Here is a 25,359-nt window from a genome sequence, read left to right on the forward strand (position 1 = left end):
CTTGATAAAAGAATCACTTACGCTTCTCTGAGCTGATATAAATCGCCGCCAGGATAATGCCGCCCTTGATGACGTTTTGGACATAGGGGGAAACCCCCATCAGGTTCAGTCCGTTATTGAGGATGCCCAACATCATGGCGCCCACCAGCGTACCGATGATGGCTCCTTTACCGCCGGTAATGGCCGTGCCCCCCAGCACCACCGCCGCGATGGCGTCCAGTTCGAATCCTTCCCCGGCATTGGGCTGCCCGCTCATTAGCCGGGAGGTCAACACCAGGCCCGCCAGGGCCGCGGTTATACCGCTGATGATGTACACCAGCAGTTTGTAGCGCGTGATGCGAATGCCGCTCAGACGGGCGGCCTCTTCATTACCGCCGATGGCATAGACATACCGTCCGAACGACATATGGTTGAGCATGGCGTAGGCAATGATGTAGATGCCGGCCATAATCAAAATCGGCACCTGGATGCCCATCACCTCGCCGCGGCCGAAAAAGGCGAACGGATCCGGCAGGCCGGAAACGGGATAACCGCCGGTATAAATCAAGGCGAGTCCCCTGGCTACGCTCATGGAGGCCAGGGTAACGATGATCGGCGGCATCCGGGCGTAAGCCACGCAGGCGCCGTTGATGGCGCCGAACAGCCCGCCGATTGCCAAACCGGCGAGCAGCGCCAGGGGCATCGGTATGCCGGTTATCATCAAACCTGCCGCCACCGTGCCCGATAACGCCATCACCGATCCCACCGACAGGTCAATCCCGCCGGTGAGAATGGCGCAGGTCATGCCCACGGCGATAATGGCGTTGATAGAAACCTGCCGCGCCACGTTGGTGAGGTTATTGAAGGTTAAAAAGCTGTCGCTCAGAAAAACCATCAGGACAAACAGCACGATGAATCCCAGCAAAGGGAAAACCGCCGGATGGCGCATGCATTTATCCCAATAGATGCGGCGTGGCGATGGGGTCATCACATCGCGGGAAGAAGGATTGCCGATACTGCTCATAATGAGCTCCCCGTTGCATGTAACATAATAGTGTTTGACTCGATCTGTTCGCCGGTGAGTTCCGCTACGATATGTCCGCCGCGAAAAACCAATACCCGATCGCAAATGCCGATGATTTCAGGGAGTTCGGACGATACCATGATGATCGAGATGCCTTTTTCAGTCAGCTGCTGCATCAGTTGATAGATTTCCGCCTTTGCTCCCACGTCGATTCCCCGTGTCGGCTCGTCAAAAATCAGGATATTGCAATCGTTGTTCAGCCAACGGGCTATCACCACCTTTTGCTGATTACCGCCGCTGAGGGTATTCACCTGAGTATCCCCGCCCGGAGTCTTAACCCCCACGGCTTTGATCAATCGCTGGACAATGCCGCGCTCTTTACGGGCATTGATAAAAATGCGGGCGGCTTTTTCATGGCGATTAAGGGTGATGTTTTGCGACACGGTAAAGGGCAGCACCAGACCTTCGGTTTTGCGGCTTTCAGGCAGCAGCCCGATGCCGTGTTCAAGAGCCTGGGCCGGAGAACGAAGCACGGTCGCTTCCCCCCGAAGCTTGATGTCTTTGCGATAGCAGGGCCGTGCGCCGATCATTGCCGACACCAGTTCCGTCCGGCCCGATCCCACCAGGCCGGCAAAACCGAGAATCTCCCCTTTCAGCAGATGGAATTCATCGGTGACGCCGTTTTTTTTGTGCTGAATGCTGGCCTCAAGCAACCGGGTATCGGGATCGATGAGATGGTTTTTCACCGGAAAGGCATTTTCCACCTTGCGGCCCACCATCATGTTCACCAGTTGTTCTATGTCGGTGGAGCCGGTGGGAACGGTACTAATGTACTCTCCGTCACGCAGCACCGTAATCTGGTCGCATATCTGGAAAATTTCCTCCAGATGATGGGAAATAAACACCATGCCGACCCCGAGCAATTTAAGATCGCGCATGACGCTGAACAAATGCTCCGCCTCTCCCGGCGTGAGCGTTGCCGTGGGTTCGTCCAATACCAGGATTTTCGCGTCCAGGGACAATGCCTTGGCGATTTCGACAAACTGCTGCTGCGCCACGCTCAGTTGCTCCACCGGTCGTTCCAGATCCAGTTGTACCTCCAGGCGTTTGAAAATTTGATTTACCCGGCGGCGCATGGCTTTCCTGTCTAAAAAACCGCAGCGGTTATGTATTTCCCGATTTAGAAAAATATTCTCAACCGCATCCAGGTAAGGAATTAAGGAAAACTCCTGAAAAATGATACCGACACCGGCGTTAATCGCTTCCCGATAATTTCCAAATTTCTTGGTTTCCCCTTCGATAATAATATCGCCGTCATCAGGGCGATAAATACCGCACAACACTTTAACTAACGTGGATTTGCCTGCCCCGTTTTCACCGAGTAGTGCATGAATCTCCCCGTGTTCAACGGTCAGGTTAATACCGTTTAATGCGTTAACGCCGGGAAATGACTTTTTTATCTGCCTGAGTTGCAATAAAGACGTCATGATAAATTCCTCGCCGGGCAAATGCGGCCGCTGCCGTTTGGCGGCGGCCGGAAATATATATACCCTTCGTGTCTCGAATGGGTATCACCGCCGGTTACCAGCTAAAACCTTGTGCATTGGATTTATCAATCAATTTGACATCGACCGGTATTGTCTTGGGAACATTGGCGCCCCAATATTTGGCCAGCGCAATGCCTAAGCCGATTCTGACCTGATCGCGAGGAAATTGTGCGGCGGTGGCGATAAAGGGAGAATTGGGTTTCAGGATTTCTTTAATCGCTTCCGGATGACCGTCTACGCTCACCAGCTTGACTTTCGAGCCGCTGGCTTGGATGGCGGCCAGGGCACCCAGCGCGCCCACGTCATTCACGCTGAAAATTCCCGCCAGGTCCGGATTGGCCTGCAGCATATTTTCAGTTACCGTCAGCGCGGTATCACGTTCCTGTTTACCATTTTGTTTAGTAACGATTTTAATATCCGGATAGGCTTTCATCGCCGCCTCGAAACCCCGTACCCGTTCCAGGATAGGCACCACCGGAATGCCGTCCAGGATGGCGACTTTCCCTTTGCCGTTCAGGTTCTTGCCGAGGTATTGGCCGGCCAGAAAGCCCGCATCGTAGTTTTTGGAACCGACAAAAGAATCCAGCGGGCCTTGTGCCTGGGCGTCGATGGCAACCACCACCGCACCGGCATTATGGGCGGAAAGCACCGCGGACTGAACGCCCACCGAATCCGCCGGGTTAATCAGCAGAATATCGATTTTCTTTTGCAGCATATCCTCCACGTCATTTATTTGTTTGGAGACATCATGACGGGCATCGGCCACATACACGGTTGCGCCAATATCCTTGCCGGCTTGATCCAATGCTGCTTTCATGGTGACGAAGTAAGGATTATTCATCTCCTGAAAAGACATGCCGATGGTTATTGGCTTCGCCATGAGGCTCTGGCTAATAAAAGGCGTGAGTGCAATACAGCATACCGCAAATGTTTTTCTAATCGTAGACAACATATTATCTCTCCTGTAGGGTGTCGAGTTTTTTATTATCAATATTTGTTGATCGATATTATTCTTGCGTATATGTATACGGGCCTGTCATTGCTGACAGACAAATGCTTTTTTCACATTGACAGTAATACGCTGCCGGGAAATATTAATATGACAACGTGAACATGATGCTAACTAACATCACTACCGCGCATTGTGATTCAGTGCAAACATTTGACTTTGTCATATATTTAACAGCGTTAAATAATACCGCTTTTAAAATGACCCGGCGGCTGTCCCGGCTTAGCCAGGGCAATCGGATAAAGACCGCTCATTGGCCAACATTCTCAACCGATGCATATTCTCTTTTAAATTAAGATAAACCTCCCGGTATTGTTCAAAGAGGCGATCGTAATGGGCATGGCGCATCGCATCCGGCTGTGCCCGTTCTGCAAGCGTGCTCCAGGTTTTGACAATATTCACGTCGCGAATCAATCCAACCCCCAATGCCGCCAGCAGCGCATCCCCCAGCGGCGCTTCCACCTCCTCTTTGAGCGTGAATACCGGATAACCGGTCACATCGGCGATGATCTGCATCCACAGATCGGAACGCGCCGCCCCTCCCACGACGATCAGGCGCGGCTCCAGCCGCACGGCGCCTTTTTGTCCGCACTCCATATTATCCCGCAGGGCAAAGGCAATGCCCTCCAGCACGGCGCGATAAAGATGTCCTTTGGTATGAACCAGCGTCATGCCCAAAAAAACACCCGAGGCAAAGGGCTCCCACAGCGGACTGCGTTCCCCCATCAGATAAGGCAGGAATAAAATGCCTTCGCTGCCCGCTCCGACGCTAAGCGCCTGGCGCTCCAGTAATTGATGAACATCTACGCCGGGCGATTGCGCCGCGGCCTGCACCTCAGACTGGCAGAACGTATCGCGAAACCAGCTGACCGCCGCCCCGGCGGTTCCGGCCCCGCCGAAAATATAGTTATCGCGCCGGCCGTTAATGACATAGGGCATGGAAATCAGCCGGTTGGCGGCATCCACTTCAGGATTGATATAGCCCCAGCACATGCTGGTGCCCATCATGGCCACATGATCCCCCGGCGCCACCACGCCTGCCGCCAGCGTCGCCACGGCGGCGTCGACCCCGCCTGCCATCACCGGCGTTTCGGGCTGCAGCCCCAGTTCGGCGGCGACTGACGGCAACAGCCCGCCCACTACCGCGCTGCTGTCCACCAGCCGATCCGGCATGAAGCGGCGGGGTATACCCAGCATATCCAGCGCCGTATCGGACCAGCGGCGGGCGTCGATATCATACACGCCGCCGATATTCCCGGCGGAACAGTGATCCACCGCCACCTGTCCGGTCAGTAAATAATTGACGTAGCTATTGGGTGGCAAAAATTGATGGACCTCCCGCCATATATCAGGGCGGTGCTGTTTGATCCAGAGCATTTTGGTGTAGCCATAATAGCTGTCCAGGCTATTGCCGGTGATACGAAACAGCTTTTCCGTATCCACATGCTCATTCACCCAGGCCACGGCATCCGCCGCGCGGCGGTCCATCCAGATCAAACAGGGATATAGCGGCCGCATTTCTTTATTCACCGGAATACCGGCGCCGCCATACAGGCTGCTGACGCAAACCCCGCGGATCTCCTCCGGGGCCACCCCGGACGCCCGTACACAGGCGGCAATGGTTTGGCAAACGGCCTTGTACCACACATCCGGCCATTGTTCCGCCCACATGGGCTGCGGCTGGTCCACCTGATAACCGGCGGACGCCTGGCCCACAATCTTGCCGTCAAGACGCAATACGATGGCTTTGGTGCTTTGCGTCCCGATATCGACTCCAATGACATAATCCATCACCGCCTCCCGCCGTGCTAAGGATTGATGACCACTTTGATCGAGTCGGCCGAATCCGCCAGGGCGAAAGCGGCATCACACTCTTCAATGGGATAGCTGTGGGTCACGATGCCTTCCGCGGTCACCAGGCCGCGTTCAAACAGATCGATGGCGATTTCATAACTGTATGGGCCGAGATGGGCGCCGCGGATATCCAGTTCTTTACGATCGCCGATAACCGACCAATCAACGGTGGTCTCTTTGCCAAATACGCTGAACTCCACAAAACGGCCCAGTTTGCGGATCATCTGCAGTCCCTGGGTCACGCCCACGGGCGCGCCGGTGGCTTCTATGTAGACATCGCAGCCGTAGCCGTCGGTCATGCCTTTGACGATAGCGTCCACATCCTGTGTTTTCGGATTGAGCACCACATCGGCTCCCAACGACTTGGCCAGTTCCAGCCGTTCATCAATGGCATCAATCACCACCAGTTTCTTTGGCGTTTTCAGCCGCGCCACCTGCACCATGCAAAGTCCCAGCGGGCCGGCGCCGGCCAGTACCACCACATCATCCAGTTGGATATCGGCCCGTTCCACGGTATGAATGGCGCAGGCCATAGGTTCGATCAACGCGGCATCTTTATGAGAAAGGCTTTCAGGGATCTTATGGATGATGGCCCGTTCAGAGAACCGCATGTATTCCGCCATGCCCCCTTCGGCGACCGTTTTTTGAAAACCGTAAATATCATGTTTTTCACACATCCAATACTTGCCGGATTTGCAATAACGGCATTCCCAGCACGGAACAATTTGTTCGGCTAATATCCGGTCACCCGGTTTGATATGGAATTTTTCAGCGGCGCCTACGCCTAATTCAACCACGCGGCCATAAAATTCGTGCCCCGGCACCACCGGCGTTTTCACCCAGGGATCGTCGCCCCAGAACATTTGCGCGCCGCTTTTTGCTTTGCAATCTCCCGCGCAAATACCGCAGCCATCGACTTTTATTACCACCTCTTTCGGACCGGGTTTTGGGGTGGGAATATGCTCAAATCTGTAGTCATGAGGGCCGTGACAGACGACTGCCTTCATAGATTCCGGTAATTGGCTCATTTTCAGCTCCATGTTAGCTATTTTTGAATAATAATAGAAAATGTTGACGTTATCATTTTTTAACTAAAAACACATTATCGAGAAAAATACATCATTTTATGGTAACGAAAACGACGGATACGGTAAGGATCTGCTGGTGTTATTTGCTTAATGACAACGTTAACATTTCGAGATGATAATAGTTTGGAATGGGAATAAAGTGAGTCAACTCACAAAATGTTAATGTTTAATCATATGGTGGAGGTTTTGTTATGATTTTGTGATGCCGCGATAAGATTGCAAAAGGGAAAAACGAAACTTCCCTTTGGAAAAAAAGTCTGAGAAAGACCCGATTAGTCGGGATAGAGATTGTGTTGTGTTTACGCTCACAGCTATAGTATCGGCTTAACTTAGTCATAAAACTTGGGAAGAGATAGCCCAGGCTATGGAGAAATGGATGAAATCACTGTTTAAAGTCACGCTGCTGGCCGCCACAATGGCGTTTGCGCTCAATACCGTTCATGTGCTGGCCGCGGATACCGCAGCAGCAGCCCCTGCGGCTAATGCGGATGCTCCTGCCGCAGCGCCGGCCGCCAATGCCGATGCTCCCGCCGCCGCGGGCACCACGGCGGCTCCCGCCGCCGCCCCGGCCAACGCCGTCTCGGACAAATTCAAAAGCAGCGAAGAACAGGCGGCTTATGCGCTGGGGGCGTCTTTGGGACGCTATATGGATAACTCCCTCAAGGAGCAGGAAAAGCTTGGCATTAAGCTTGATAAAGACCAGTTAATCGCCGGTGTCCAGGATGCCTTCGCCAATAAGAGCAAGCTGACGGATGAAGAGATTGAAGCCACTCTCCAGGGATTTGAAGCCCGCGTTAAAGAAGCAGCGCAGGCTAAAATGGAGCAGGAAGCCAAAGATAACGCCGACAAGGGCGATAAATACCGCGCCGATTTCGCCAAACAAAAAGGCGTGAAGAAAACCCCGGGCGGCGTACTGTATAAAGTCGAAAAAGTCGGCACCGGCAAAGCCCCAACCAACACCGATACCGTGGTGGTGAACTATAAAGGCACGCTGGTTGACGGCACGGAATTCGATAACTCCTACAAGCGCGGCGAACCGCTGTCGTTCCGTCTTGACGGCGTAATACCCGGCTGGACCGAAGGTCTGAAAGAAGTGCGCAAGGGCGGCAAGATTGAACTGGTCATCCCGCCGGAACAAGCGTACGGAAAAACCGGCGTACCGGGCATTCCCGCCAATTCCACCCTGATTTTCGAGGTTGAATTGCTGGATATCAAACCGGCGGCCAAAACACCTGACGAAGGGAAGCCGTCGGCAGATCAGCCGGCAGCCGGGGCTGAAACGGGCAAATAGGCTCCTGTCCCAGGTCGCCGCGGCGTGTTGATTCTTTAACATTCCGTCCCGGCCTGGCGGATTGCCGACACGCAAAGGCGGTGTTCTTCCGGCAAGGAGAACGCCGCTTTTTTGTAACATTGCCATGGGGATACGTAAGGTCGGGACAAGGGTTACGCCTTGGCGGGAGTGAACCTTGTCTCGGTTCGCCGGCTGAAAATCCCGTGAAATTCTTAAAAAAGGTATTACCGGTCATGAAGTTGCAAAAAATCTGTCCAAACACAAGGACAGCGTTTTACGGTATTTGCTAGACTAGCGGCCAGTAAATTTTTTATACAGCCGAGTCTGCCCCCCGATTGCGCGACAGGCTCTCTATAACGGGTGGTGTCTGCACATGTCTACTTCTCTTCCGATCCCAGATTTTACCGAACTGGATGTTTTGGACGAACGGCCATTCAGTCAGGTAGATCACGAAATCCTCGCCTCCTACGAAGCCGCTGTCGACGGGCTGGCCATGTTAATCGGCGAACATTGCGAAATTGTCCTGCATTCGCTGGAGGATCTGAAAAGTTCCGCCATACGCATTGCCAACGGCGAACATACCGGGCGCAAAATCGGATCGCCCATTTCCGATTTGGCGCTGCGCATGCTCCACGATATGGCCGGTGAGGACAGCAGCGTATCCAAAGCCTACTTTACCCGGGCTAAAAACGGCGTCTTGATGAAATCAGTCACCATTGCCATTCGCAACCGCGAGCAGCGGGTTATCGGTTTGCTGTGCATCAATATGAATCTTGACGTGCCGTTTTCGCAAATTATGCAAACCTTTATCCCCCCTGAGACGCAGGAGAACGCCACCTCCGTCAATTTCGCCTCGTCGGTGGACGATTTGGTGGCGCAGGCCCTGGAATTCACCATCGAAGAGGTGAACGCCGATCGCGGCGTGTCCAACAACGCCAAGAATCGCCAGATTGTTTTGAATCTCTATGAAAAAGGCATTTTCGATATCAAAGACGCCATCAATCAGGTAGCGGATCGGCTGAATATCTCCAAACACACGGTTTATCTGTATATCCGCCAGTTCAAAAGCGGCGATTTCCTGGGTTTGGACCGGTGAGCCTGGAATATTGCCTGATGGTGTCCGGTCCTGCGTACGGTACCCAGCAGTCCGCCAGCGCCCTGCAGTTTGCCCGGGCGCTGCTGGCGGCGGGACACCGGATTGGCACGGTTTTTTTTTATCAGGACGGCGTGCTTAATGCCAATATCTATACCTCCCCCGCCGGCGACGAGGCGGATCTGGTCCGCGCATGGCGGCAGTTTGGCCAGGAACACGGCGTGGCCCTGGAGGTCTGCGTCGCCGCCGCCCTGCGCCGCGGTATTGTCGATGAACGGGAAGCCGAACAGTTGAATTTGCCCGGAAATAATCTGCAGCCGGGATTCGTCCTGAGCGGCCTGGGGGCGCTGGCGCAAGCGGTTGCCCACTGCGATCGCTTCATTCAGTTTTAGGGTGCCGCCATGAAACGCCTCGCTTTTGTTTTCACCCACGGCCCCCATGGCAACGCCTGCGGACGTGAAGGACTCGATGCCCTGCTGGCCGCTTCCTCCGTCTGCGAAGGTATCGGCGTTTTTTTCATTGCCGATGGCGTGTTGCTGCTATTGCCGGGACAACGACCGGCGGACATTCTGGCCCGCGATTTTATCGCCACCTTCGGCGTACTGCCGATTTACGACGTCGACTGCTTTTATATCTGTGGGGAGTCGCTGGCTGAACGCGGACTGGACGCGGGGCAACAATGGGTGCTCAAGACCGAAATCCTGCCGGCGGCGGATTGGCGGCAGCGGTTGTCCGAATTTGATATTGTGCTGACCTTCTAAGCTTCCGGAATCCACGATGCTCTATACCTTAAGCCGTTCCCCCTACGCCTCCGATCTGGCCTCGCTGTTGCTCACCGCCCGTGCCGGGGACGATTTGCTCCTGCTGCAGGACGGCGTCATCGCCGGGCTGGCGGGCACGCCGGCGCTGGAAAAACTACTCGCCGCGCCGCTGGGGCTGTATGCGCTGGACGTGGATGTGGCCGCCCGCGGATTGACTGCTCATTTTTCAGACAAAATTGCCGTTATCGGCTATAATGATTTCGTCTCCCTCACGGTAAAACAGCCGCAACAAATGGCATGGTAAGCAGGGTTTATTGTATATTTCTTGACACCTTTACCCGCGAGCCATAAAATTCTGCGTCCTCGTACTCTGCCTTGCGGCAAAACGAGGTGATTTATTACGTGTTTACGAAGCAAAAACCAGGAGCTTTATTGAATGGCAACAATTAACCAGCTGGTACGCAAACCCCGCACCATGAAGGTTGCTAAAAGCAACGTTCCGGCGCTGGAAGCCTGCCCGCAGAAACGTGGCGTATGTACCCGCGTATATACCACCACCCCGAAAAAACCGAACTCCGCGCTGCGTAAAGTATGCCGTGTTCGTCTGACCAACGGTTTTGAAGTCACCTCCTATATTGGCGGTGAAGGTCATAACCTGCAGGAACACTCCGTGATCCTGATCCGTGGCGGCCGTGTTAAAGACCTCCCGGGTGTGCGTTACCACACCGTTCGCGGCGCGCTCGATTGCTCCGGCGTTAAAGACCGTAAGCAAGGCCGCTCCAAGTACGGCGTGAAGAAGCCAAAGGCTTAATGGTTCTCCGTTAAGTAAGGCCAAACATTTTATTATTAATGTCAAAGAACTCATTGAGTTTTGGACAATCCTGAATTAACAACGGAGTTATCTCATGCCACGTCGTCGCGTCATTGGTCAACGTAAAATCCTGCCGGATCCTAAGTTCGGATCCGAGCTGTTGGCAAAATTTGTCAATATCCTGATGGTAGACGGTAAAAAATCTACCGCTGAAGCAATTGTCTATACCGCGCTGGAGACCCTGGCTCAGCGTTCCGGTAAAGGCCATCTGGAAGCTTTCGAAGTAGCTCTGGACAACGTGCGCCCGACTGTCGAAGTCAAGTCGCGCCGCGTCGGTGGTTCTACTTATCAGGTGCCAGTTGAAGTGCGTCCGGTCCGCCGCAATGCCCTGGCAATGCGCTGGATTGTAGAAGCTGCTCGTAAACGCGGTGATAAATCTATGGCTCTGCGCCTGGCGAACGAACTTTCCGATGCGGCAGAAAATAAAGGCACCGCCGTTAAGAAACGTGAAGACGTTCACCGTATGGCAGATGCCAACAAGGCGTTCGCCCACTACCGCTGGTAACCGCCTCGCAGTAGTTATGCTAACCAAGCGGGCGGGATAAAAAGTTCGCCCGCTTGGGCTAGCTCGAATAGAACGCCCCAGTAATCGAGGATACAAATGGCTCGTATAACACCTATTGCACGCTACCGTAATATCGGTATCAGTGCACACATCGACGCCGGTAAAACCACCACCACGGAACGCATTCTGTTCTATACCGGTGTAAACCATAAAATCGGTGAAGTCCATGACGGCGCCGCTACTATGGACTGGATGGAACAAGAGCAAGAGCGCGGGATCACCATTACTTCCGCTGCGACCACCTGTTTCTGGTCCGGTATGGCCAAGCAGTTTGATGCCCACCGCATCAACATCATCGACACCCCGGGGCACGTTGACTTCACTATCGAAGTTGAACGTTCCATGCGTGTCCTTGACGGCGCGGTGATGGTCTACTGTGCGGTAGGCGGTGTGCAACCACAGTCTGAAACCGTATGGCGCCAGGCAAACAAATACAAAGTTCCGCGCATTGCGTTCGTTAATAAAATGGACCGCATGGGCGCGAACTACCTGCGTGTTGTTGATCAGTTGAAAACCCGTCTCGCCGCTAACCCGGTGCCGATTCAACTGGCCATCGGCGCGGAAGAAAAATTCACCGGCGTTGTCGACCTGGTGAAAATGAAAGCCATCAACTGGAGCGAAGCCGACCAGGGCATCACCTTCAATTATGAAGAGATTCCGGCGGATCTGGCTGATTTGGCCCATACCTGGCACCAGCACCTGGTTGAGTCCGCAGCGGAAGCCAACGAAGAGCTGATGGACAAATACCTCGGCGGCGAAGAGCTGACCGAAGAAGAAATCAAGCACGGCCTGCGCCAGCGCGTTCTGAACAACGAAATCATCCTGGTAACCTGCGGTTCTGCGTTCAAGAACAAGGGCGTACAGGCGATGCTGGATGCGGTTATCGAATATCTGCCCGCGCCCACCGATGTTCAGGCCATCAACGGCGTGCTGGAAGACGGCGAAACCCATGCGGAACGCCATTCCAGCGATTCAGAACCGTTCTCGGCGCTGGCGTTTAAAATCGCCACCGACCCGTTTGTGGGTAACCTGACTTTCTTCCGCGTGTATTCCGGCGTGGTTAATTCCGGCGATACCGTGCTGAACTCCGTTAAAGACAAACGCGAACGTTTCGGCCGTATCGTGCAGATGCACGCCAACAAACGTGAAGAAATCAAAGAAGTGCGCGCGGGCGACATCGCCGCGGCCATCGGTTTGAAAGATGTTACCACCGGCGATACCCTGTGCGATCAAAGCGCGCCGATTATCCTGGAGCGTATGGAGTTTCCGGAACCGGTTATCTCCGTTGCCGTTGAACCGAAAACCAAAGCCGACCAGGAAAAAATGGGTCTGGCATTGGGGCGTCTGGCGCAGGAAGACCCGTCTTTCCGCGTATGGACCGATGAAGAATCCGGTCAGACCATCATCGCCGGTATGGGCGAGCTGCATCTTGAAATCCTCGTTGACCGCATGCGTCGCGAATTCAATGTTGAAGCTAACGTCGGCAAACCGCAGGTGGCTTACCGTGAAACAATCCGCAATACTGTAGAACAAGAAGGCAAGTTTGTTCGTCAGTCCGGCGGTCGTGGCCAGTTCGGTCATATCTGGCTGCGTATCGAACCGATGGAGCCCGGTGGTAAAGGCTACGAATTCCTTAATGAAATCGTCGGCGGCGTTGTTCCGAAAGAATACGTCCCCGCGGTGGATAAAGGCGTGCAGGAGCAGCTGAAGAACGGCGTTTTGGCCGGCTATCCGATTGTGGATGTCCGTGTCGCGGCTTTCGATGGTTCTTACCACGAAGTCGACTCCTCGGAAATGGCGTTTAAGATTGCCGCTTCAATGGCGTTTAAAGAAGGCTTCATGAAAGCCAAACCGGTTCTGCTGGAACCTATCATGAAAGTCGAAGTTGAAACGCCTGAAGACTATATGGGTGACGTGATCGGTGACCTGAACCGTCGTCGCGGTATGATCGACGGCATGGAAGATACTGCGACCGGCAAAACGGTTCGTGCGCAGGTCCCCTTGTCTGAAATGTTTGGTTATGCTACAGATCTGCGTTCACAGACTCAGGGCCGTGCTTCTTACTCCATGGAGTTCCTGAAGTACAATGAGGCACCGAACAACGTTGCTCAGGCCATTATCGAAGCCCGTAAAGCTAAATAAGTTTTAGGGTTTAAAATTATTATCCCGTGCTCTCGCTTAAGGTGAGAGCATAAGAGTAAGGAATATAGCCGTGTCTAAAGAAAAGTTTCAACGTACAAAACCGCACGTTAACGTCGGCACCATCGGCCACGTTGACCATGGTAAAACGACCCTGACCGCCGCCATCACCACCGTATTGGCTAAAGCCTACGGCGGCAGCGCCCGCGCCTTCGATCAGATCGACAACGCGCCGGAAGAAAAGGCCCGTGGTATCACCATCAACACCTCTCACGTTGAATACGATACCCCGTCCCGCCACTACGCGCACGTTGACTGCCCCGGGCATGCCGACTACGTGAAAAACATGATCACCGGTGCAGCCCAGATGGACGGCGCGATCCTGGTGGTAGCGGCAACCGACGGCCCGATGCCGCAGACCCGCGAGCACATCCTGCTGGCTCGCCAGGTAGGCGTGCCTTACATCATCGTCTTCATGAACAAATGCGACATGGTGGATGACGAAGAGCTGCTGGAACTGGTTGAAATGGAAGTACGCGAACTGCTGTCGCAGTACGATTTCCCGGGCGACGACACGCCGGTAATCCGCGGTTCCGCCCTGAAAGCGCTGGAAGGCGACGAAGCCTGGACCTCCAAGATCCTGGAACTGGCCGAAGCGCTGGACACCTACATCCCGGAACCGGTTCGCGCCATTGACAAGCCGTTCCTGCTGCCGATCGAAGACGTATTCTCCATCTCCGGCCGCGGCACCGTGGTAACCGGTCGTGTGGAACGCGGCGTGGTGAAAGTAGGTGAAGAAGTTGAAATCGTCGGCATCAAGCCGACCGTGAAAACCACCTGCACCGGCGTTGAAATGTTCCGTAAACTGCTGGATGAAGGCCGTGCCGGTGAAAACGTGGGCGTGCTGCTGCGCGGTACCAAACGTGATGAAGTTGAACGCGGCCAGGTACTGGCTAAACCGGGTACCATCCATCCGCATACCCAGTTCGAATCAGAAGTCTATATTCTGAGCAAAGATGAAGGCGGCCGCCATACGCCGTTCTTCAAAGGCTACCGTCCTCAGTTCTACTTCCGTACCACTGACGTGACCGGAACCATCGAACTGCCGGAAGGCGTGGAAATGGTGATGCCTGGCGACAACATCAAGATGGTTGTAAACCTGATTGCCCCTATCGCCATGGACGACGGCTTGCGTTTCGCTATTCGCGAAGGCGGCCGTACCGTTGGCGCCGGCGTGGTAGCCAAGGTTATCGCTTAAGACTTCCATCTTCCTGGAGTCTGGCAAAGAAAGGGCGCTTCGGCGCCCTTTTTATTTCTTTCCATTTGATATTAACCCTATGGAATATCTCAAATTTACAAAACAATTATAATTCACCTATTGAAATGACAAGCGTTCTCATTTAAATTATTCGCAAGTTGGTTTAGAGAAGACGCAAATGTACGTTTGTTTATGTAATGCGGTAAGTGACGAAGCCATCCGTGATGCTGTCAGACAGTACCAACCCGTGTCGCTTCAAGAGCTTAAACAGATTGTTCCGGTAGGCACCAAATGCGGTAAGTGCACCTGCAAGGCGCGGGTCATCATGGAAGATGAACTACAGATCATTATGAGTTATGAAAAAATTGCTTAATTAGTAGGGTTATTACCTTGATTTACTCTGCTCCGGTTATATTCTGTACTTAACCGTAACGGAGGAGTGCACTATGAAAGGCGATGCCCAAGTAATAACCCATCTCAATAAACTGCTCGGCAACGAGCTGGTTGCCATCAATCAGTATTTCCTGCATGCACGGATGTTCAAAAATTGGGGTCTGATGCGGCTAAACGACGTCGAATATCACGAATCCATTGATGAAATGAAGCATGCCGATCGTTATATCGAACGCATACTTTTCCTGGAAGGGCTGCCGAATCTGCAGGACCTCGGCCCGCTTAACATCGGCCAGGATGTGGAAGAAATGCTGCGCTCGGATCTTAACCTTGAACTGCAAGGGGCCCAGGATCTCCGTGAAGGCATCAATTATGCCGATAGCGTTCGGGATTATGTGAGCCGCGATATGCTCATCGAAATTCTCACGGATGAAGAAGAACATATTGATTTTCTTGAAACCGAGCTGGAACTGATCGGCCGCATCGGCGCGCAAAATTACCTCCAATCCCAGTTGAAAGATGCTGCGCAATAACGAGCGGGCCTGGATGATACTTCGCCGGTACTTTTACCGGCACGGTTCTAAACTGTCGTATAAATACGAAGATTCATAATAAACCCGTCCGCAAGCCGCATCAGTTCGTAGCAGGATTTTCTACGGACTGATGTATATCACCCAGCCGGCCAACGCCAGGCATGGGCCGAAGGGGATTTTCCCCTGTGTGCTTCCGCTTACGGCACAGACGGCCAGTCCGCTTAACGCCGCGTAGCAGCATAATCCCGGCAACGCCTGCCACCCCAGCCAGGCACCAAGGGCAGCCAGCAGCTTAATATCGCCGCTCCCTAGACCCTCATAACCCTTTACCCGCCGAAACAGGCGTTGAACACCCCAGAGCGCCATAGCGCCGCATATCGCCCCAAGCAGCCCGTTCTTGAACGCATCTGCCCCATCCCATGCAGTGACGTGGCTTGCGAACCCGCAGGCCAGAAGCGGGCCGTTCAGCCGGTCCGGCAACAGCAGGGTAAGGGCGTCGACCCAGCTGAGTGTCAGCAAAAACCAGCCAAAGAGCAGCCCGACGGGAAGATTCATCCCGGGCCCGCCGATAATCAGCATGGCGGTGAACACCAGGGCACAACTGCTTTCACAGCCGTATGAGCCGGCGTATGAATCACGTGGGCGGTTCCGCCCCAAATCCGGCCGCCGGTATGCCGGCGAGCCGTAACCGACGCCCCGCGCGCCGGCGGAAAATGCCCATGCCGGCATCGATTGCAGGATACGCCCGGTCAGATGCCCCATTATCACGCCATACAGCGCGACAGAGGCGATAAGCAGCCACTGCGCCACTATTTTTACCCTCCCTGGTTGCGGTTTTCATGGTTATGCGCTTTTATCGGGCGCATAATTCTCACGCATTGAAGCATGCAATATCCTTCCCGCTATGCCAAATGGTCTTGACAGTAATGGAATTCACTTCGCATGGTCATATCCCGCTTGCTTCCTGAGCGTATTTGCGTATAATGCGCGGGCTTATCTCGCATAAGTAAGGAATAAGCCGGCTCAATGTTACGTTGAGTTCGCGCTGGCACCACAGACGCATCCGCCAAAAGAAAGGGGGGTGTGGAAATGGCAAGTCGGCACACAACATCCCCGATATGGGGATAATACTGAACGATTACACTCCCCCATCAATCGAAATGGGTGCGAGGAGTAATTTTCTGCGTTTATAAATAATTGGAGCTCTGGTCTCATGCAGAACCAAAGAATCCGTATCCGTTTGAAAGCGTTTGATCATCGTTTGATCGATCAATCAACCGCGGAAATCGTCGAGACTGCCAAACGTACCGGTGCTCAGGTACGGGGTCCGATCCCGCTGCCGACCCGCAAAGAGCGCTTTACCGTTCTGATTTCTCCGCACGTCAATAAAGATGCGCGCGATCAATACGAAATCCGCACTCACAAGCGTCTGGTTGACATCGTTGAGCCAACCGAAAAAACCGTTGATGCGCTGATGCGTCTGGACCTGGCTGCTGGTGTTGATGTGCAGATCAGCCTGGGTTAATCAGGTCACCAAACGATTGAGAGGTTGAAACAATGAAGGGTTTAGTCGGTCGTAAAGTGGGCATGACTCGCATCTTCACCGAAGATGGCGTTTCTATCCCGGTAACCGTTATCGAAATCGAAGCAAACCGCGTTACCCAGGTCAAAGATCTGGACAACGATGGATATCGCGCTATTCAGGTCACGACAGGCACTAAAAAAGCCAACCGTGTCACCAAGCCTGAAGCCGGCCACTTTGCCAAGGCTGGTGTAGAAGCCGGCCGCGGCCTGTGGGAATTCCGCGTCGAAGACGTTGAAGATATTGCCGCCGGTCAAAGCATCAGCGTTGAACTGTTTGCCGATGTTAAAAAAGTAGACGTTACCGGTACCTCCAAAGGTAAAGGATTCGCAGGCGTGACCAAGCGCTGGAACTTCCGTACCCAGGATGCTACCCATGGTAACTCCTTGTCCCACCGCGGCCATGGTTCAATCGGTATGAACCAGACGCCGGGTAAAGTATTCAAGGGCAAGAAAATGGCAGGTCAGATGGGCAATGAGCGCGTCACCGTTCTCAGCCTGGACGTAGTGCGTGTTGACGTTGAGCGCAACCTGCTGCTGGTCAAAGGTGCCGTCCCGGGAGCTACCGGCGGTGACCTGATCGTTAAACCGGCTGTCAAGGCGTAACGTCGAGGAGATAGGAATGGAATTGGTATTGAAAGACGCGCAAAGCGCGCTGACTGTTTCCGAAACTACCTTCGGGCGTGACTTCAATGAAGCGCTGGTACACCAGGTTGTTGTTGCTTACGCAGCAGGTGCCCGTCAAGGTACTCGCGCTCAGAAGACCCGTGCCGAAGTAACTGGTTCCGGTAAAAAACCCTGGCGTCAGAAAGGTACCGGCCGCGCACGTTCAGGTGATATCGCAAGCCCGATCTGGCGTTCCGGTGGCGTGACTTTTGCAGCCAAGCCGCAGGATCACAGTCAAAAGGTTAACAAGAAAATGTACCGTGGGGCGCTGAAAAGCATCCTGTCGGAACTGGTGCGTCAAGAACGTCTGATTGTTGTTGAATCATTTTCTGTCGAAGCGCCTAAAACCAGGCTGCTGGTTCAGAAACTGAAAGACATGTCGCTCACGGATGTGCTGATCATTACCGGCGAACTCGATGAAAATCTGTTCCTGGCCGCGCGCAACCTCTACAAAGTAGACGTTCGCGATGTCGCAGGTATCGATCCGGTTAGCTTGATCGCCTTCGACAAAGTCGTTATGACGGCTGACGCTGTGAAGCAAGTTGAGGAGATGCTGGCATGATTCGTGAAGAACGTTTGCTGAAAGTATTGCGCGCGCCGCACGTTTCTGAAAAAGCGTCTGCAGCGATGGAAAAGCACAACACCATCGTTCTCAAGGTAGCTATTGAAGCGACCAAAGCAGAAATAAAAGCCGCCGTGCACAAACTGTTTGAAGTCGAAGTCACTGATGTTCGCACCCTGGTCGTTAAAGGGAAAACGAAGCGTCATGGACAGCGTATCGGTCGTCGTAGTGACTGGAAAAAAGCTTACGTCACCCTGAAAGAAGGCCAGAACATGGACTTCATCGGCGGCGCAGAGTAAGTCGGAGGAGAAGAACAATGGCAATTGTTAAATGTAAACCGACATCTCCGGGTCGTCGCCACGTAGTTAAAGTGGTCAACCCTGAGCTGCACAAGGGCAAGCCTTACGGCCCGTTGGTGGAAAAACTCACTAAATCCGGTGGACGTAACAACAATGGCCGTATCACTACGCGCCATATCGGTGGTGGTCATAAACAACAGTACCGTATTGTCGACTTTAAACGTGATAAAGACGGTATCCCGGCAATCGTAGAGCGCCTGGAATATGATCCGAACCGTTCCGCCAACATCGCCTTGGTTTTATACAAAGACGGTGAACGTCGTTACGTGCTGGCGCCGAAAGGCCTGAAAGCCGGCGATCAAATACAATCTGGCGTCGATGCGGCCATCAAAGCCGGCAACACGCTGCCGATGCGCAATATCCCGGTGGGTTCCACTGTCCATAATGTGGAAATGAAACCGGGTAAAGGCGGTCAATTGGCACGTTCAGCCGGCGCCTATGTTCAGATCGTTGCTCGTGACGGCGCTTATGTCACGCTGCGTCTTCGCTCCGGCGAAATGCGCAAGGTACAGTCTGAATGCCGGGCGACCATGGGTGAAGTAGGTAATGCCGAACACATGTTGCGAGTACTGGGTAAAGCCGGTGCAACACGTTGGCGCGGTATTCGTCCGACCGTTCGCGGTACGGCGATGAACCCGGTGGATCACCCGCATGGTGGTGGTGAAGGTCGTAACTTTGGTAAGCATCCGGTCAGTCCGTGGGGCCTGCAGACCAAAGGTAAGAAGACCCGCAGTAATAAGCGTACTGATAAGTTCATCGTACGTCGCCGTAGTAAATAATTATTAGAGGATAAGCCATGCCACGTTCTCTCAAGAAAGGTCCATTCATAGACCTGCACTTGCTGAAGAAGGTAGAGAAAGCGGTGGAAAGCGGTGACAAGAAGCCTATACGCACTTGGTCCCGTCGTTCAACGATCTTTCCAACAATGATCGGTTTGACCATCGCTGTCCATAATGGTCGTCAGCACGTACCGGTGTTTGTTTCCGATGAAATGGTCGGTCATAAACTGGGTGAATTCGCGCCGACGCGTACTTATCGCGGTCATGCGGCCGATAGAAAGGCTAAAAAACGCTAAGGTAGGAGGAAGAGATGGAAACTATCGCTCAACATCGCCACGCTCGTTCTTCTGCTCAGAAGGTTCGCCTGGTGGCTGACCTGATCCGCGGTAAGAAAGTGTCGCAAGCTCTGGAAGTTTTGACCTACACCAACAAGAAAGCTGCTGGCCTGGTTAAAAAAGTACTGGAGTCTGCCATTGCTAACGCTGAACACAACGATGGCGCAGATATCGATGATCTGAAAGTCGCGAAGATTTTCGTCGACGCCGGCCCCAGCATGAAGCGTATCATGCCTCGTGCAAAAGGTCGGGCGGATCGCATCCTGAAGCGCACCAGCCACATCACTGTGGTTGTGTCCGATCGCTGAGACTCTGGAGACTAGCAATGGGTCAGAAAGTACATCCTAATGGTATTCGCCTGGGTATTGTCAAACCTTGGAACTCTACCTGGTACGCGAATACCAAAGAATTCGCTGATAACCTGGACAGCGATTTTAAAGTTCGCCAATTCCTGACCAAGGAACTGGAGAAGGCTTCCGTTTCTCGCATCGTTATCGAGCGTCCGGCCAAAAGCATCCGTGTGACTATTCACACCGCTCGTCCGGGCATCGTTATCGGCCAGAAAGGTGAAGACGTAGAAAAACTGCGGAAGGTCGTGGCTGATATAGCCGGCGTACCGGCGCAGATTATTATTGCCGAAATCCGTAAACCGGAACTGGACGCCAAATTGGTGGCTGACAGCATCTCTTCACAGCTGAAACGTCGTGTCATGTTCCGTCGGGCTATGAAGCGTGCCGTACAGAACGCCATGCGTCTGGGCGCCAAAGGGATCAAGGTGGAAGTCAGCGGCCGTCTCGGCGGTGCTGAAATCGCACGTACCGAATGGTACCGTGAAGGTCGTGTTCCGTTGCATACGCTGCGTGCGGATATCGACTACAACACCTCCGAAGCGCGCACCACTTATGGTGTCATCGGCGTAAAAGTGTGGATCTTCAAAGGTGAGATTCTGGGTGGTATGGCTGCCGTTGAACAACCGGAAATTCCGGCTGCTCGACCTAAAAAGCAGCAGCGTAAAGGCCGCAAGTAAGGAGAGTCGCTGATGTTACAACCAAAGCGTACAAAATTCCGTAAGATGCACAAAGGCCGTAACCGTGGTCTGGCTGCGGGCACGGATATTAGCTTCGGTACTTTCGGTCTGAAAGCTGTTGGCCGTGGTCGTCTGACTGCTCGTCAAATCGAAGCTGCGCGTCGTGCAATGACGCGTGCAGTTAAGCGTCAAGGTAAGATCTGGATCCGTATTTTCCCGGACAAACCGATCACCGAAAAGCCGCTTGAAGTGCGTATGGGTAAAGGTAAAGGTAACGTAGAGTATTGGGTTGCCTTGATTCAACCGGGTAAAGTCCTGTATGAAATGGACGGTGTTCCGGAAGAAGTTGCCCGCGAAGCATTTCAGCTGGCAGCAGCGAAACTGCCGATTAAAACCACCTTTGTAACTAAGACGGTGATGTAATGAAAGCAAAAGAGCTGCGTGAAAAAAGCGTTGAAGAGTTGAACGCCGAGCTGCTGAATCTGCTGCGTGAGCAGTTTAACCTGCGTATGCAGGCGGCAAGCGGGCAACTGCAACAGTCTCATCTGTTGTTGCAAGTGCGTCGCAATGTTGCGCGCGTGAAAACCTTATTGACTGAGAAGGCGGGTGCGTAATGAGTGACAAGATCCGTACTCTGCAAGGTCGTGTGGTCAGCGACAAAATGGAGAAATCCATCGTTGTTGCCATCGAACGTTTTGTGAAACACCCGATTTACGGCAAATTCATCAAGCGCACGACCAAGCTGCACGTACACGACGAGACCAATGTGAGCGCAATCGGCGACATCGTTGAAATCAGCGAATGCCGTCCGATTTCCAAGACCAAGTCTTGGACACTTGTTCGCGTTGTAGAGAAAGCGATTCTGTAATACAGTAAGCGCCCTCAAAAAGGTAAACGGCTCGGACTAGGGGCCGTTTATTTTTTCTACCCATATCCTAGGTGCGGTGTTATAATGCTGCGCCCTGTATTATGGGGTTTTTTTAACGACCTGTAATAGGTCCTTAAGTTGTAGTTGACATTAGCGGAGCACTAACATGATCCAAGAACAGACTATGCTGAACGTGGCCGACAACTCCGGCGCGCGTCGCGTAATGTGTATCAAGGTTCTAGGTGGCTCGCACCGTCGCTACGCAGGCGTCGGCGACATCATCAAAATTACCATCAAGGAAGCAATTCCGCGTGGCAAAGTAAAAAAAGGTGATGTCCTGAAGGCGGTAGTGGTGCGCACCAAGAAGGGTGTCCGTCGCCCTGACGGTTCTGTCGTTCGCTTCGATGGTAATGCTTGTGTTTTGTTGAATAACAATAGTGAGCAACCTATCGGTACGCGTATTTTTGGGCCGGTGACTCGTGAACTGCGTACCGAAAAGTTCATGAAAATTATTTCTCTGGCACCTGAAGTACTTTAAGGAGCGAATCATGGCAGCGAAAATCCGTCGTGATGACGAAGTTATCGTGCTGACCGGCAAAGATAAAGGTAAGCGCGGTAAAGTAAAGAATGTTCTGTCTACGGGCAAGGCCATTGTTGAAGGTATAAACCTGGTTAAGAAACATCAAAAACCAGTTCCGGCTACGAACCAGCCGGGCGGCATCGTTGAACAGGAAGCGGCAATTCAGCTTTCCAACATTGCCATCTTCAACGGGGCTGCCAACAAGGCGGACCGTGTAGGCTTTAAGATTGAAGACGGCAAAAAAGTCCGTATTTTCAAATCTAACGGCGAAACTATTAAGTAACTTGGAGTAGTACGATGGCGAAACTGCATGATTACTACAAAGACGAAGTGGTCGAGAAGTTAATGAAAGAATTCGACTATCATTCTGTCATGCAAGTCCCTCGGGTCGAGAAGATCACCCTGAACATGGGTGTGGGTGAAGCGATTGCTGATAAAAAATTGCTGGATAATGCTGCCAACGATTTAGCAGCGATTTCAGGTCAAAAACCGCTTATCACCAAGGCGCGCAGATCCGTTGCGGGCTTCAAAATCCGTCAGGGCTATCCGATCGGCTGTAAAGTAACCCTGCGTGGTGAACGCATGTGGGAGTTCTTTGAGCGACTGATAACCATTGCTGTGCCGCGTATCCGTGACTTCCGTGGCCTGTCCACCAAGTCATTCGATGGCCGTGGCAACTACAGCATGGGCGTGCGTGAGCAGATCATCTTCCCGGAAATCGATTATGACAAAGTCGATCGCGTTCGTGGTTTGGATATTACCATCACCACTACTGCGAAATCCGATGATGAAGGTCGTGCACTATTGGACGCCTTTAACTTCCCATTCCGCAAGTAAGGCAGGGTTCTAATGGCTAAGCAATCCATGAAAGCACGCGAAGTCAAGCGCGTGAAATTAGCTGAAAAATACTTCGCAAAACGCGCTGAACTTAAAACCATCATCTCGAGCGTGACTTCTTCTGATGAAGAGCGTTGGGATGCGGTTCTCAAGCTGCAGACTCTGCCGCGTGATTCCAGCCCGTCTCGTCAGCGTAACCGCTGCCGCCAAACTGGTCGTCCGCACGCTTTCCTGCGGAAATTCGGGTTGAGCCGTATCAAGGTCCGTGAAACTGCCATGCGTGGCGAGATCCCGGGTCTGAGAAAGGCTAGCTGGTAATTGTCACCAATTGAATCACGGGAGTAAAGACAGATGAGCATGCAAGATCCGATCGCGGATATGCTGACCCGTATCCGCAACGGTCAAACCGCGAACAAAACAGCGGTCTCCATGCCTTCCTCCAAGCTTAAAGTGGCAATCGCCCATTTGCTGAAAGAAGAAGGCTTTATTGAAGATTATAAAATTGAAGGCGACACCAAGCCTACATTGGAACTTGAACTCAAGTACTTCCAAGGTAAGCCGGTGGTAGAAACCATTCAGCGTATCAGCCGCCCTGGTCTGCGTATCTATAAGAAAAAAGATGCGCTGCCGAAAGTTATGGCCGGTTTGGGTATCGCGGTTGTTTCCACCTCTAAAGGTGTCATGACTGATCGTGCGGCTCGCCAGGCTGGTCTTGGTGGCGAGATTATCTGCTACGTAGCTTAATCGGGAGGAAAACATGTCTCGTGTTGCAAAAGCACATGTCGTAGTTCCTGCCGGCGTAGAGATAAAACTCGACGGTCAGAACATTACGATCAAAGGTAAAAACGGCGAGCTGAGCCGTACTATCCACGACGCAGTTCATGTCAACTATGCGGACAATAACCTGACGTTTCTGCCCCGTGAAGGCGAAGCGAACGGTTGGGCCCTGGCGGGTACGACCCGTGCACTGTTGCATGCAATGATTGTCGGTGTTACTGAAGGCTTCACCAAGAAGCTGCAGCTGGTAGGCGTAGGTTATCGCGCCGCGGTAAAAGGCAATGTGGTGAATTTGGCCCTTGGCTATTCACACCCCATTGACCATGTTTTACCGGCAGGCATCACCGCTGAATGTCCAAGCCAGACTGAAATCGTGCTGAAAGGCGCTGATAAGCAGGCTGTTGGGCAGATCGCGGCTGATTTGCGGGCCTATCGTCGTCCTGAGCCCTACAAAGGCAAGGGTGTCCGTTACGCCGACGAAGTCGTGCGTACCAAAGAGGCTAAGAAAAAGTAAGGTAACACTATGGATAAGAAAGCAGCTCGTATCCGTCGTGCGACCCGCGCACGCCGCAAGCTCCACGAACTGGGCGCAACTCGCCTGGTTATACATCGTACCCCGCGCCATATTTATGCGCAGGTCATTGCCCCGAATGGTGCTGAAGTATTGGTGGCCGCTTCTACTTTAGAAAAAGCCATCGCGGAGCAATTAAAGGGTACCGGTAACAAAGACGCCGCCAGCGCCGTGGGTAAAACCATCGCCGAACGCGCTTTGGAAAAAGGCATCAAGGTTGTGGCCTTTGATCGTTCCGGATTCCAATATCATGGTCGTGTCCAGGCACTGGCAGATGCTGCCCGTGAAGCTGGCCTTCAGTTCTAAGGTAGGGGTGTAAGATGTCACAACACACTGAGAAGCAAGCTGGCGAACTGCAGGAAAAGCTGATCGCGGTAAATCGCGTATCCAAAACCGTAAAAGGTGGCCGTATTTTCAGTTTTACCGCTCTGACAGTTGTCGGTGACGGTAACGGTCGCGTAGGTTTTGGTTACGGCAAGGCACGCGAAGTTCCGGCAGCAATCCAGAAAGCGATGGAAAAAGCCCGTCGCAATATGTTGAATGTCGCGCTGAACAGCGGCACCCTGCAGCATCCTGTCAAAGGTGCTCACACGGGGTCGCGGGTGTTCATGCAGCCGGCTTCCCAAGGTACCGGTATTATCGCCGGTGGTGCTATGCGCGCCGTCCTTGAAGTCGCAGGAGTTCACAACGTGTTAGCAAAAACATATGGTTCCACCAACCCGATTAACGTGGTTCGTGCAACTATCGATGCGCTCGCTAACATGAAGTCTCCCGAAATGGTCGCTGCCAAGCGTGGTAAATCCGTTGAAGAAATTCTGGGGTAATTGACCATGGCACAGACTATTAAAATAACACAGACTCGCAGTTCCATCGGTCGTCTGCCGAAACACAGGGCAACTCTGGTTGGCTTGGGCCTGCGTCGCATTGGTCACACCGTTGAGCGCGAGGATACTCCTGCGATTCGCGGTATGGTCAATTTGGTTTCCTACATGGTCAAAGTTGAGGAGTAAGA

The 25,359-nt window shown here is 53.1% G+C and carries 37 protein-coding genes; 31 read left to right on the forward strand and 6 right to left on the reverse strand.

Translation table 11 applies throughout. The annotated features are described in order from the left end of the window. Nucleotides 1-13: 13 nt before the first annotated feature. The 5 genes from ACL2XJ_RS10450 to ACL2XJ_RS10470 form a co-directional block, all read right to left on the reverse strand. Nucleotides 14-967: an ABC transporter permease gene (locus ACL2XJ_RS10450; RefSeq protein ID WP_413726879.1), complete on the reverse strand. Its 954-nt coding sequence runs from the start codon at nt 965-967 to the stop codon at nt 14-16. A gap of 32 nt (nt 968-999) precedes the next feature. Further along, nucleotides 1,000-2,490 (reverse strand): sugar ABC transporter ATP-binding protein, encoded by a 1,491-nt coding sequence (locus tag ACL2XJ_RS10455; RefSeq protein ID WP_132923677.1) that lies wholly within the window; start codon nt 2,488-2,490, stop codon nt 1,000-1,002. A gap of 94 nt (nt 2,491-2,584) precedes the next feature. After that, nucleotides 2,585-3,502 (reverse strand): ABC transporter substrate-binding protein, encoded by a 918-nt coding sequence (locus ACL2XJ_RS10460; RefSeq protein WP_132923676.1) that lies wholly within the window; start codon nt 3,500-3,502, stop codon nt 2,585-2,587. A gap of 279 nt (nt 3,503-3,781) precedes the next feature. Then, a complete protein-coding gene (locus tag ACL2XJ_RS10465; protein ID WP_413726459.1) occupies nt 3,782-5,350 on the reverse strand; it encodes an FGGY-family carbohydrate kinase in 1,569 nt (522 codons plus the stop codon). Nucleotides 5,351-5,367: 17 nt separating this feature from the next. Continuing rightward, entirely contained in the window at nt 5,368-6,441 is a 1,074-nt protein-coding gene (locus tag ACL2XJ_RS10470) for a zinc-binding dehydrogenase (protein WP_132923674.1), read from the reverse strand. Between the two features lie 436 nt (nt 6,442-6,877). Between ACL2XJ_RS10470 and fkpA the strand changes: the two genes are divergently transcribed. From fkpA to bfr, 11 genes are all read left to right on the forward strand, one after another. After that, the gene (gene fkpA, locus ACL2XJ_RS10475; protein ID WP_132923673.1) at nt 6,878-7,792 is read left to right on the forward strand and encodes an FKBP-type peptidyl-prolyl cis-trans isomerase; all 915 of its coding nucleotides are present in this window, start codon (nt 6,878-6,880) and stop codon (nt 7,790-7,792) included. 373 nt (nt 7,793-8,165) lie between these two features. Continuing rightward, nucleotides 8,166-8,888: a transcriptional regulator gene (locus ACL2XJ_RS10480; protein ID WP_132923672.1), complete on the forward strand. Its 723-nt coding sequence runs from the start codon at nt 8,166-8,168 to the stop codon at nt 8,886-8,888. A 2-nt stretch (nt 8,889-8,890) separates the two neighbouring features. Further along, complete coding sequence (gene tusD / locus ACL2XJ_RS10485) at nt 8,891-9,277, forward strand: sulfurtransferase complex subunit TusD (protein WP_413726880.1); 387 nt, start codon at nt 8,891-8,893, stop codon at nt 9,275-9,277. Nucleotides 9,278-9,286: 9 nt separating this feature from the next. Then, entirely contained in the window at nt 9,287-9,646 is a 360-nt protein-coding gene (gene tusC / locus ACL2XJ_RS10490; protein ID WP_413726460.1) for a sulfurtransferase complex subunit TusC, read from the forward strand. Between the two features lie 16 nt (nt 9,647-9,662). After that, complete coding sequence (gene tusB / locus ACL2XJ_RS10495) at nt 9,663-9,950, forward strand: sulfurtransferase complex subunit TusB (protein WP_132923670.1); 288 nt, start codon at nt 9,663-9,665, stop codon at nt 9,948-9,950. A gap of 132 nt (nt 9,951-10,082) precedes the next feature. Continuing rightward, complete coding sequence (gene rpsL / locus ACL2XJ_RS10500; protein ID WP_132923669.1) at nt 10,083-10,457, forward strand: 30S ribosomal protein S12; 375 nt, start codon at nt 10,083-10,085, stop codon at nt 10,455-10,457. A gap of 94 nt (nt 10,458-10,551) precedes the next feature. After that, a complete protein-coding gene (gene rpsG, locus ACL2XJ_RS10505) occupies nt 10,552-11,022 on the forward strand; it encodes a 30S ribosomal protein S7 (protein ID WP_011412093.1) in 471 nt (156 codons plus the stop codon). 96 nt (nt 11,023-11,118) lie between these two features. Beyond that, on the forward strand, nt 11,119-13,224 hold the full coding sequence (fusA, locus tag ACL2XJ_RS10510) for an elongation factor G (RefSeq protein WP_413726461.1): 2,106 nt from the start codon (nt 11,119-11,121) through the stop codon (nt 13,222-13,224). 70 nt (nt 13,225-13,294) lie between these two features. Beyond that, the gene (gene tuf / locus ACL2XJ_RS10515) at nt 13,295-14,479 is read left to right on the forward strand and encodes an elongation factor Tu (protein WP_132923667.1); all 1,185 of its coding nucleotides are present in this window, start codon (nt 13,295-13,297) and stop codon (nt 14,477-14,479) included. A 178-nt stretch (nt 14,480-14,657) separates the two neighbouring features. Next, nucleotides 14,658-14,852, forward strand: coding sequence for a bacterioferritin-associated ferredoxin (bfd, locus tag ACL2XJ_RS10520; protein ID WP_132923666.1), 195 nt, complete (start codon nt 14,658-14,660; stop codon nt 14,850-14,852). A 73-nt stretch (nt 14,853-14,925) separates the two neighbouring features. Beyond that, nucleotides 14,926-15,405 carry a bacterioferritin gene (bfr, locus tag ACL2XJ_RS10525; protein WP_132923665.1) on the forward strand — a complete coding sequence of 160 codons (480 nt, stop codon included), beginning with the start codon at nt 14,926-14,928 and terminating at the stop codon, nt 15,403-15,405. Between the two features lie 120 nt (nt 15,406-15,525). Here the strand turns inward: bfr and ACL2XJ_RS10530 are convergent, their stop codons facing one another. Continuing rightward, complete coding sequence (locus ACL2XJ_RS10530; RefSeq protein ID WP_413726462.1) at nt 15,526-16,215, reverse strand: prepilin peptidase; 690 nt, start codon at nt 16,213-16,215, stop codon at nt 15,526-15,528. A 403-nt stretch (nt 16,216-16,618) separates the two neighbouring features. On the opposite strand from ACL2XJ_RS10530, the gene rpsJ reads away from it, so the two are divergent. The 20 genes from rpsJ (at nt 16,619) to rpmD (ending at nt 25,357) form a co-directional block, all read left to right on the forward strand. After that, the gene (gene rpsJ, locus ACL2XJ_RS10535) at nt 16,619-16,930 is read left to right on the forward strand and encodes a 30S ribosomal protein S10 (RefSeq protein WP_001181005.1); all 312 of its coding nucleotides are present in this window, start codon (nt 16,619-16,621) and stop codon (nt 16,928-16,930) included. Nucleotides 16,931-16,962: 32 nt separating this feature from the next. Beyond that, nucleotides 16,963-17,592: a 50S ribosomal protein L3 gene (gene rplC / locus ACL2XJ_RS10540; protein WP_132923664.1), complete on the forward strand. Its 630-nt coding sequence runs from the start codon at nt 16,963-16,965 to the stop codon at nt 17,590-17,592. A 16-nt stretch (nt 17,593-17,608) separates the two neighbouring features. After that, complete coding sequence (gene rplD, locus ACL2XJ_RS10545; protein WP_132923663.1) at nt 17,609-18,214, forward strand: 50S ribosomal protein L4; 606 nt, start codon at nt 17,609-17,611, stop codon at nt 18,212-18,214. Continuing rightward, nucleotides 18,211-18,513: a 50S ribosomal protein L23 gene (gene rplW / locus ACL2XJ_RS10550; protein ID WP_132923662.1), complete on the forward strand. Its 303-nt coding sequence runs from the start codon at nt 18,211-18,213 to the stop codon at nt 18,511-18,513. The genes rplD and rplW overlap by 4 nt, the downstream gene beginning before the upstream one ends. Nucleotides 18,514-18,530: 17 nt before the next feature. Next, nucleotides 18,531-19,352, forward strand: a complete 822-nt coding sequence (rplB, locus tag ACL2XJ_RS10555) for a 50S ribosomal protein L2 (protein WP_132923661.1) — start codon at nt 18,531-18,533, stop codon at nt 19,350-19,352. A 17-nt stretch (nt 19,353-19,369) separates the two neighbouring features. After that, nucleotides 19,370-19,648, forward strand: coding sequence for a 30S ribosomal protein S19 (rpsS, locus tag ACL2XJ_RS10560; protein WP_132923660.1), 279 nt, complete (start codon nt 19,370-19,372; stop codon nt 19,646-19,648). A gap of 14 nt (nt 19,649-19,662) precedes the next feature. Next, nucleotides 19,663-19,995, forward strand: a complete 333-nt coding sequence (rplV, locus tag ACL2XJ_RS10565) for a 50S ribosomal protein L22 (RefSeq protein ID WP_011412083.1) — start codon at nt 19,663-19,665, stop codon at nt 19,993-19,995. Between the two features lie 17 nt (nt 19,996-20,012). After that, nucleotides 20,013-20,714, forward strand: a complete 702-nt coding sequence (gene rpsC / locus ACL2XJ_RS10570) for a 30S ribosomal protein S3 (RefSeq protein ID WP_132923659.1) — start codon at nt 20,013-20,015, stop codon at nt 20,712-20,714. A gap of 12 nt (nt 20,715-20,726) precedes the next feature. Then, nucleotides 20,727-21,137 (forward strand): 50S ribosomal protein L16, encoded by a 411-nt coding sequence (rplP, locus tag ACL2XJ_RS10575; protein WP_132923658.1) that lies wholly within the window; start codon nt 20,727-20,729, stop codon nt 21,135-21,137. Beyond that, the gene (gene rpmC / locus ACL2XJ_RS10580) at nt 21,137-21,328 is read left to right on the forward strand and encodes a 50S ribosomal protein L29 (protein WP_132923657.1); all 192 of its coding nucleotides are present in this window, start codon (nt 21,137-21,139) and stop codon (nt 21,326-21,328) included. Before rplP ends, rpmC begins: the two co-directional genes overlap by 1 nt. Next, nucleotides 21,328-21,582 carry a 30S ribosomal protein S17 gene (gene rpsQ / locus ACL2XJ_RS10585; protein ID WP_132923656.1) on the forward strand — a complete coding sequence of 85 codons (255 nt, stop codon included), beginning with the start codon at nt 21,328-21,330 and terminating at the stop codon, nt 21,580-21,582. Before rpmC ends, rpsQ begins: the two co-directional genes overlap by 1 nt. Nucleotides 21,583-21,748: 166 nt before the next feature. Then, complete coding sequence (gene rplN / locus ACL2XJ_RS10590) at nt 21,749-22,120, forward strand: 50S ribosomal protein L14 (protein WP_132923655.1); 372 nt, start codon at nt 21,749-21,751, stop codon at nt 22,118-22,120. A gap of 10 nt (nt 22,121-22,130) precedes the next feature. Beyond that, nucleotides 22,131-22,445, forward strand: coding sequence for a 50S ribosomal protein L24 (gene rplX, locus ACL2XJ_RS10595; protein WP_132923654.1), 315 nt, complete (start codon nt 22,131-22,133; stop codon nt 22,443-22,445). A gap of 14 nt (nt 22,446-22,459) precedes the next feature. After that, nucleotides 22,460-22,999: a 50S ribosomal protein L5 gene (gene rplE, locus ACL2XJ_RS10600; RefSeq protein ID WP_132923653.1), complete on the forward strand. Its 540-nt coding sequence runs from the start codon at nt 22,460-22,462 to the stop codon at nt 22,997-22,999. 12 nt (nt 23,000-23,011) lie between these two features. Next, nucleotides 23,012-23,317: a 30S ribosomal protein S14 gene (gene rpsN, locus ACL2XJ_RS10605; protein ID WP_132923652.1), complete on the forward strand. Its 306-nt coding sequence runs from the start codon at nt 23,012-23,014 to the stop codon at nt 23,315-23,317. A 33-nt stretch (nt 23,318-23,350) separates the two neighbouring features. Continuing rightward, nucleotides 23,351-23,743 (forward strand): 30S ribosomal protein S8, encoded by a 393-nt coding sequence (rpsH, locus tag ACL2XJ_RS10610; protein ID WP_132923651.1) that lies wholly within the window; start codon nt 23,351-23,353, stop codon nt 23,741-23,743. 13 nt (nt 23,744-23,756) lie between these two features. Continuing rightward, a complete protein-coding gene (rplF, locus tag ACL2XJ_RS10615) occupies nt 23,757-24,290 on the forward strand; it encodes a 50S ribosomal protein L6 (RefSeq protein WP_132923650.1) in 534 nt (177 codons plus the stop codon). A 9-nt stretch (nt 24,291-24,299) separates the two neighbouring features. Beyond that, nucleotides 24,300-24,653: a 50S ribosomal protein L18 gene (gene rplR / locus ACL2XJ_RS10620; RefSeq protein ID WP_132923649.1), complete on the forward strand. Its 354-nt coding sequence runs from the start codon at nt 24,300-24,302 to the stop codon at nt 24,651-24,653. Nucleotides 24,654-24,667: 14 nt separating this feature from the next. After that, nucleotides 24,668-25,171, forward strand: coding sequence for a 30S ribosomal protein S5 (gene rpsE / locus ACL2XJ_RS10625; protein ID WP_132923648.1), 504 nt, complete (start codon nt 24,668-24,670; stop codon nt 25,169-25,171). 6 nt (nt 25,172-25,177) lie between these two features. Then, complete coding sequence (gene rpmD / locus ACL2XJ_RS10630) at nt 25,178-25,357, forward strand: 50S ribosomal protein L30 (RefSeq protein ID WP_132923647.1); 180 nt, start codon at nt 25,178-25,180, stop codon at nt 25,355-25,357. The last annotated feature ends 2 nt before the right edge of the window (nt 25,358-25,359 follow it).

This window comes from Sodalis sp. RH16 (assembly GCF_047324245.1).
In the GTDB taxonomy this organism is placed as follows: domain Bacteria; phylum Pseudomonadota; class Gammaproteobacteria; order Enterobacterales; family Enterobacteriaceae; genus Acerihabitans; species Acerihabitans ligni.

What these genes read in the sequence shown, in the direction of transcription:
- rpsN (WP_132923652.1), top strand. Translation starts at nt 23,012, where the DNA reads ATGGCTAAGCAATCCATGAAAGCACGCGAAGTCAAGCGCGTGAAATTA.
- rpsL (WP_132923669.1), top strand. Translation starts at nt 10,083, where the DNA reads ATGGCAACAATTAACCAGCTGGTACGCAAACCCCGCACCATGAAGGTT.
- ACL2XJ_RS10480 (WP_132923672.1), top strand. Translation starts at nt 8,166, where the DNA reads ATGTCTACTTCTCTTCCGATCCCAGATTTTACCGAACTGGATGTTTTG.
- rplB (WP_132923661.1), top strand. Translation starts at nt 18,531, where the DNA reads ATGGCAATTGTTAAATGTAAACCGACATCTCCGGGTCGTCGCCACGTA.
- ACL2XJ_RS10460 (WP_132923676.1), bottom strand. Translation starts at nt 3,502, where the DNA reads ATGTTGTCTACGATTAGAAAAACATTTGCGGTATGCTGTATTGCACTC.
- rplW (WP_132923662.1), top strand. Translation starts at nt 18,211, where the DNA reads ATGATTCGTGAAGAACGTTTGCTGAAAGTATTGCGCGCGCCGCACGTT.
- rpmD (WP_132923647.1), top strand. Translation starts at nt 25,178, where the DNA reads ATGGCACAGACTATTAAAATAACACAGACTCGCAGTTCCATCGGTCGT.
- bfr (WP_132923665.1), top strand. Translation starts at nt 14,926, where the DNA reads ATGAAAGGCGATGCCCAAGTAATAACCCATCTCAATAAACTGCTCGGC.
- tusC (WP_413726460.1), top strand. Translation starts at nt 9,287, where the DNA reads ATGAAACGCCTCGCTTTTGTTTTCACCCACGGCCCCCATGGCAACGCC.
- rpmC (WP_132923657.1), top strand. Translation starts at nt 21,137, where the DNA reads ATGAAAGCAAAAGAGCTGCGTGAAAAAAGCGTTGAAGAGTTGAACGCC.
- ACL2XJ_RS10470 (WP_132923674.1), bottom strand. Translation starts at nt 6,441, where the DNA reads ATGAGCCAATTACCGGAATCTATGAAGGCAGTCGTCTGTCACGGCCCT.
- ACL2XJ_RS10455 (WP_132923677.1), bottom strand. Translation starts at nt 2,490, where the DNA reads ATGACGTCTTTATTGCAACTCAGGCAGATAAAAAAGTCATTTCCCGGC.
- rpsG (WP_011412093.1), top strand. Translation starts at nt 10,552, where the DNA reads ATGCCACGTCGTCGCGTCATTGGTCAACGTAAAATCCTGCCGGATCCT.
- rplC (WP_132923664.1), top strand. Translation starts at nt 16,963, where the DNA reads ATGAAGGGTTTAGTCGGTCGTAAAGTGGGCATGACTCGCATCTTCACC.
- rplN (WP_132923655.1), top strand. Translation starts at nt 21,749, where the DNA reads ATGATCCAAGAACAGACTATGCTGAACGTGGCCGACAACTCCGGCGCG.
- bfd (WP_132923666.1), top strand. Translation starts at nt 14,658, where the DNA reads ATGTACGTTTGTTTATGTAATGCGGTAAGTGACGAAGCCATCCGTGAT.
- tusB (WP_132923670.1), top strand. Translation starts at nt 9,663, where the DNA reads ATGCTCTATACCTTAAGCCGTTCCCCCTACGCCTCCGATCTGGCCTCG.
- rplF (WP_132923650.1), top strand. Translation starts at nt 23,757, where the DNA reads ATGTCTCGTGTTGCAAAAGCACATGTCGTAGTTCCTGCCGGCGTAGAG.
- ACL2XJ_RS10450 (WP_413726879.1), bottom strand. Translation starts at nt 967, where the DNA reads ATGACCCCATCGCCACGCCGCATCTATTGGGATAAATGCATGCGCCAT.
- rpsJ (WP_001181005.1), top strand. Translation starts at nt 16,619, where the DNA reads ATGCAGAACCAAAGAATCCGTATCCGTTTGAAAGCGTTTGATCATCGT.
- rplV (WP_011412083.1), top strand. Translation starts at nt 19,663, where the DNA reads ATGGAAACTATCGCTCAACATCGCCACGCTCGTTCTTCTGCTCAGAAG.
- rpsH (WP_132923651.1), top strand. Translation starts at nt 23,351, where the DNA reads ATGAGCATGCAAGATCCGATCGCGGATATGCTGACCCGTATCCGCAAC.
- rplR (WP_132923649.1), top strand. Translation starts at nt 24,300, where the DNA reads ATGGATAAGAAAGCAGCTCGTATCCGTCGTGCGACCCGCGCACGCCGC.
- fusA (WP_413726461.1), top strand. Translation starts at nt 11,119, where the DNA reads ATGGCTCGTATAACACCTATTGCACGCTACCGTAATATCGGTATCAGT.
- rpsE (WP_132923648.1), top strand. Translation starts at nt 24,668, where the DNA reads ATGTCACAACACACTGAGAAGCAAGCTGGCGAACTGCAGGAAAAGCTG.
- rplX (WP_132923654.1), top strand. Translation starts at nt 22,131, where the DNA reads ATGGCAGCGAAAATCCGTCGTGATGACGAAGTTATCGTGCTGACCGGC.
- fkpA (WP_132923673.1), top strand. Translation starts at nt 6,878, where the DNA reads ATGAAATCACTGTTTAAAGTCACGCTGCTGGCCGCCACAATGGCGTTT.
- ACL2XJ_RS10465 (WP_413726459.1), bottom strand. Translation starts at nt 5,350, where the DNA reads ATGGATTATGTCATTGGAGTCGATATCGGGACGCAAAGCACCAAAGCC.
- rpsQ (WP_132923656.1), top strand. Translation starts at nt 21,328, where the DNA reads ATGAGTGACAAGATCCGTACTCTGCAAGGTCGTGTGGTCAGCGACAAA.
- rplE (WP_132923653.1), top strand. Translation starts at nt 22,460, where the DNA reads ATGGCGAAACTGCATGATTACTACAAAGACGAAGTGGTCGAGAAGTTA.
- rpsS (WP_132923660.1), top strand. Translation starts at nt 19,370, where the DNA reads ATGCCACGTTCTCTCAAGAAAGGTCCATTCATAGACCTGCACTTGCTG.
- rplP (WP_132923658.1), top strand. Translation starts at nt 20,727, where the DNA reads ATGTTACAACCAAAGCGTACAAAATTCCGTAAGATGCACAAAGGCCGT.
- rplD (WP_132923663.1), top strand. Translation starts at nt 17,609, where the DNA reads ATGGAATTGGTATTGAAAGACGCGCAAAGCGCGCTGACTGTTTCCGAA.
- rpsC (WP_132923659.1), top strand. Translation starts at nt 20,013, where the DNA reads ATGGGTCAGAAAGTACATCCTAATGGTATTCGCCTGGGTATTGTCAAA.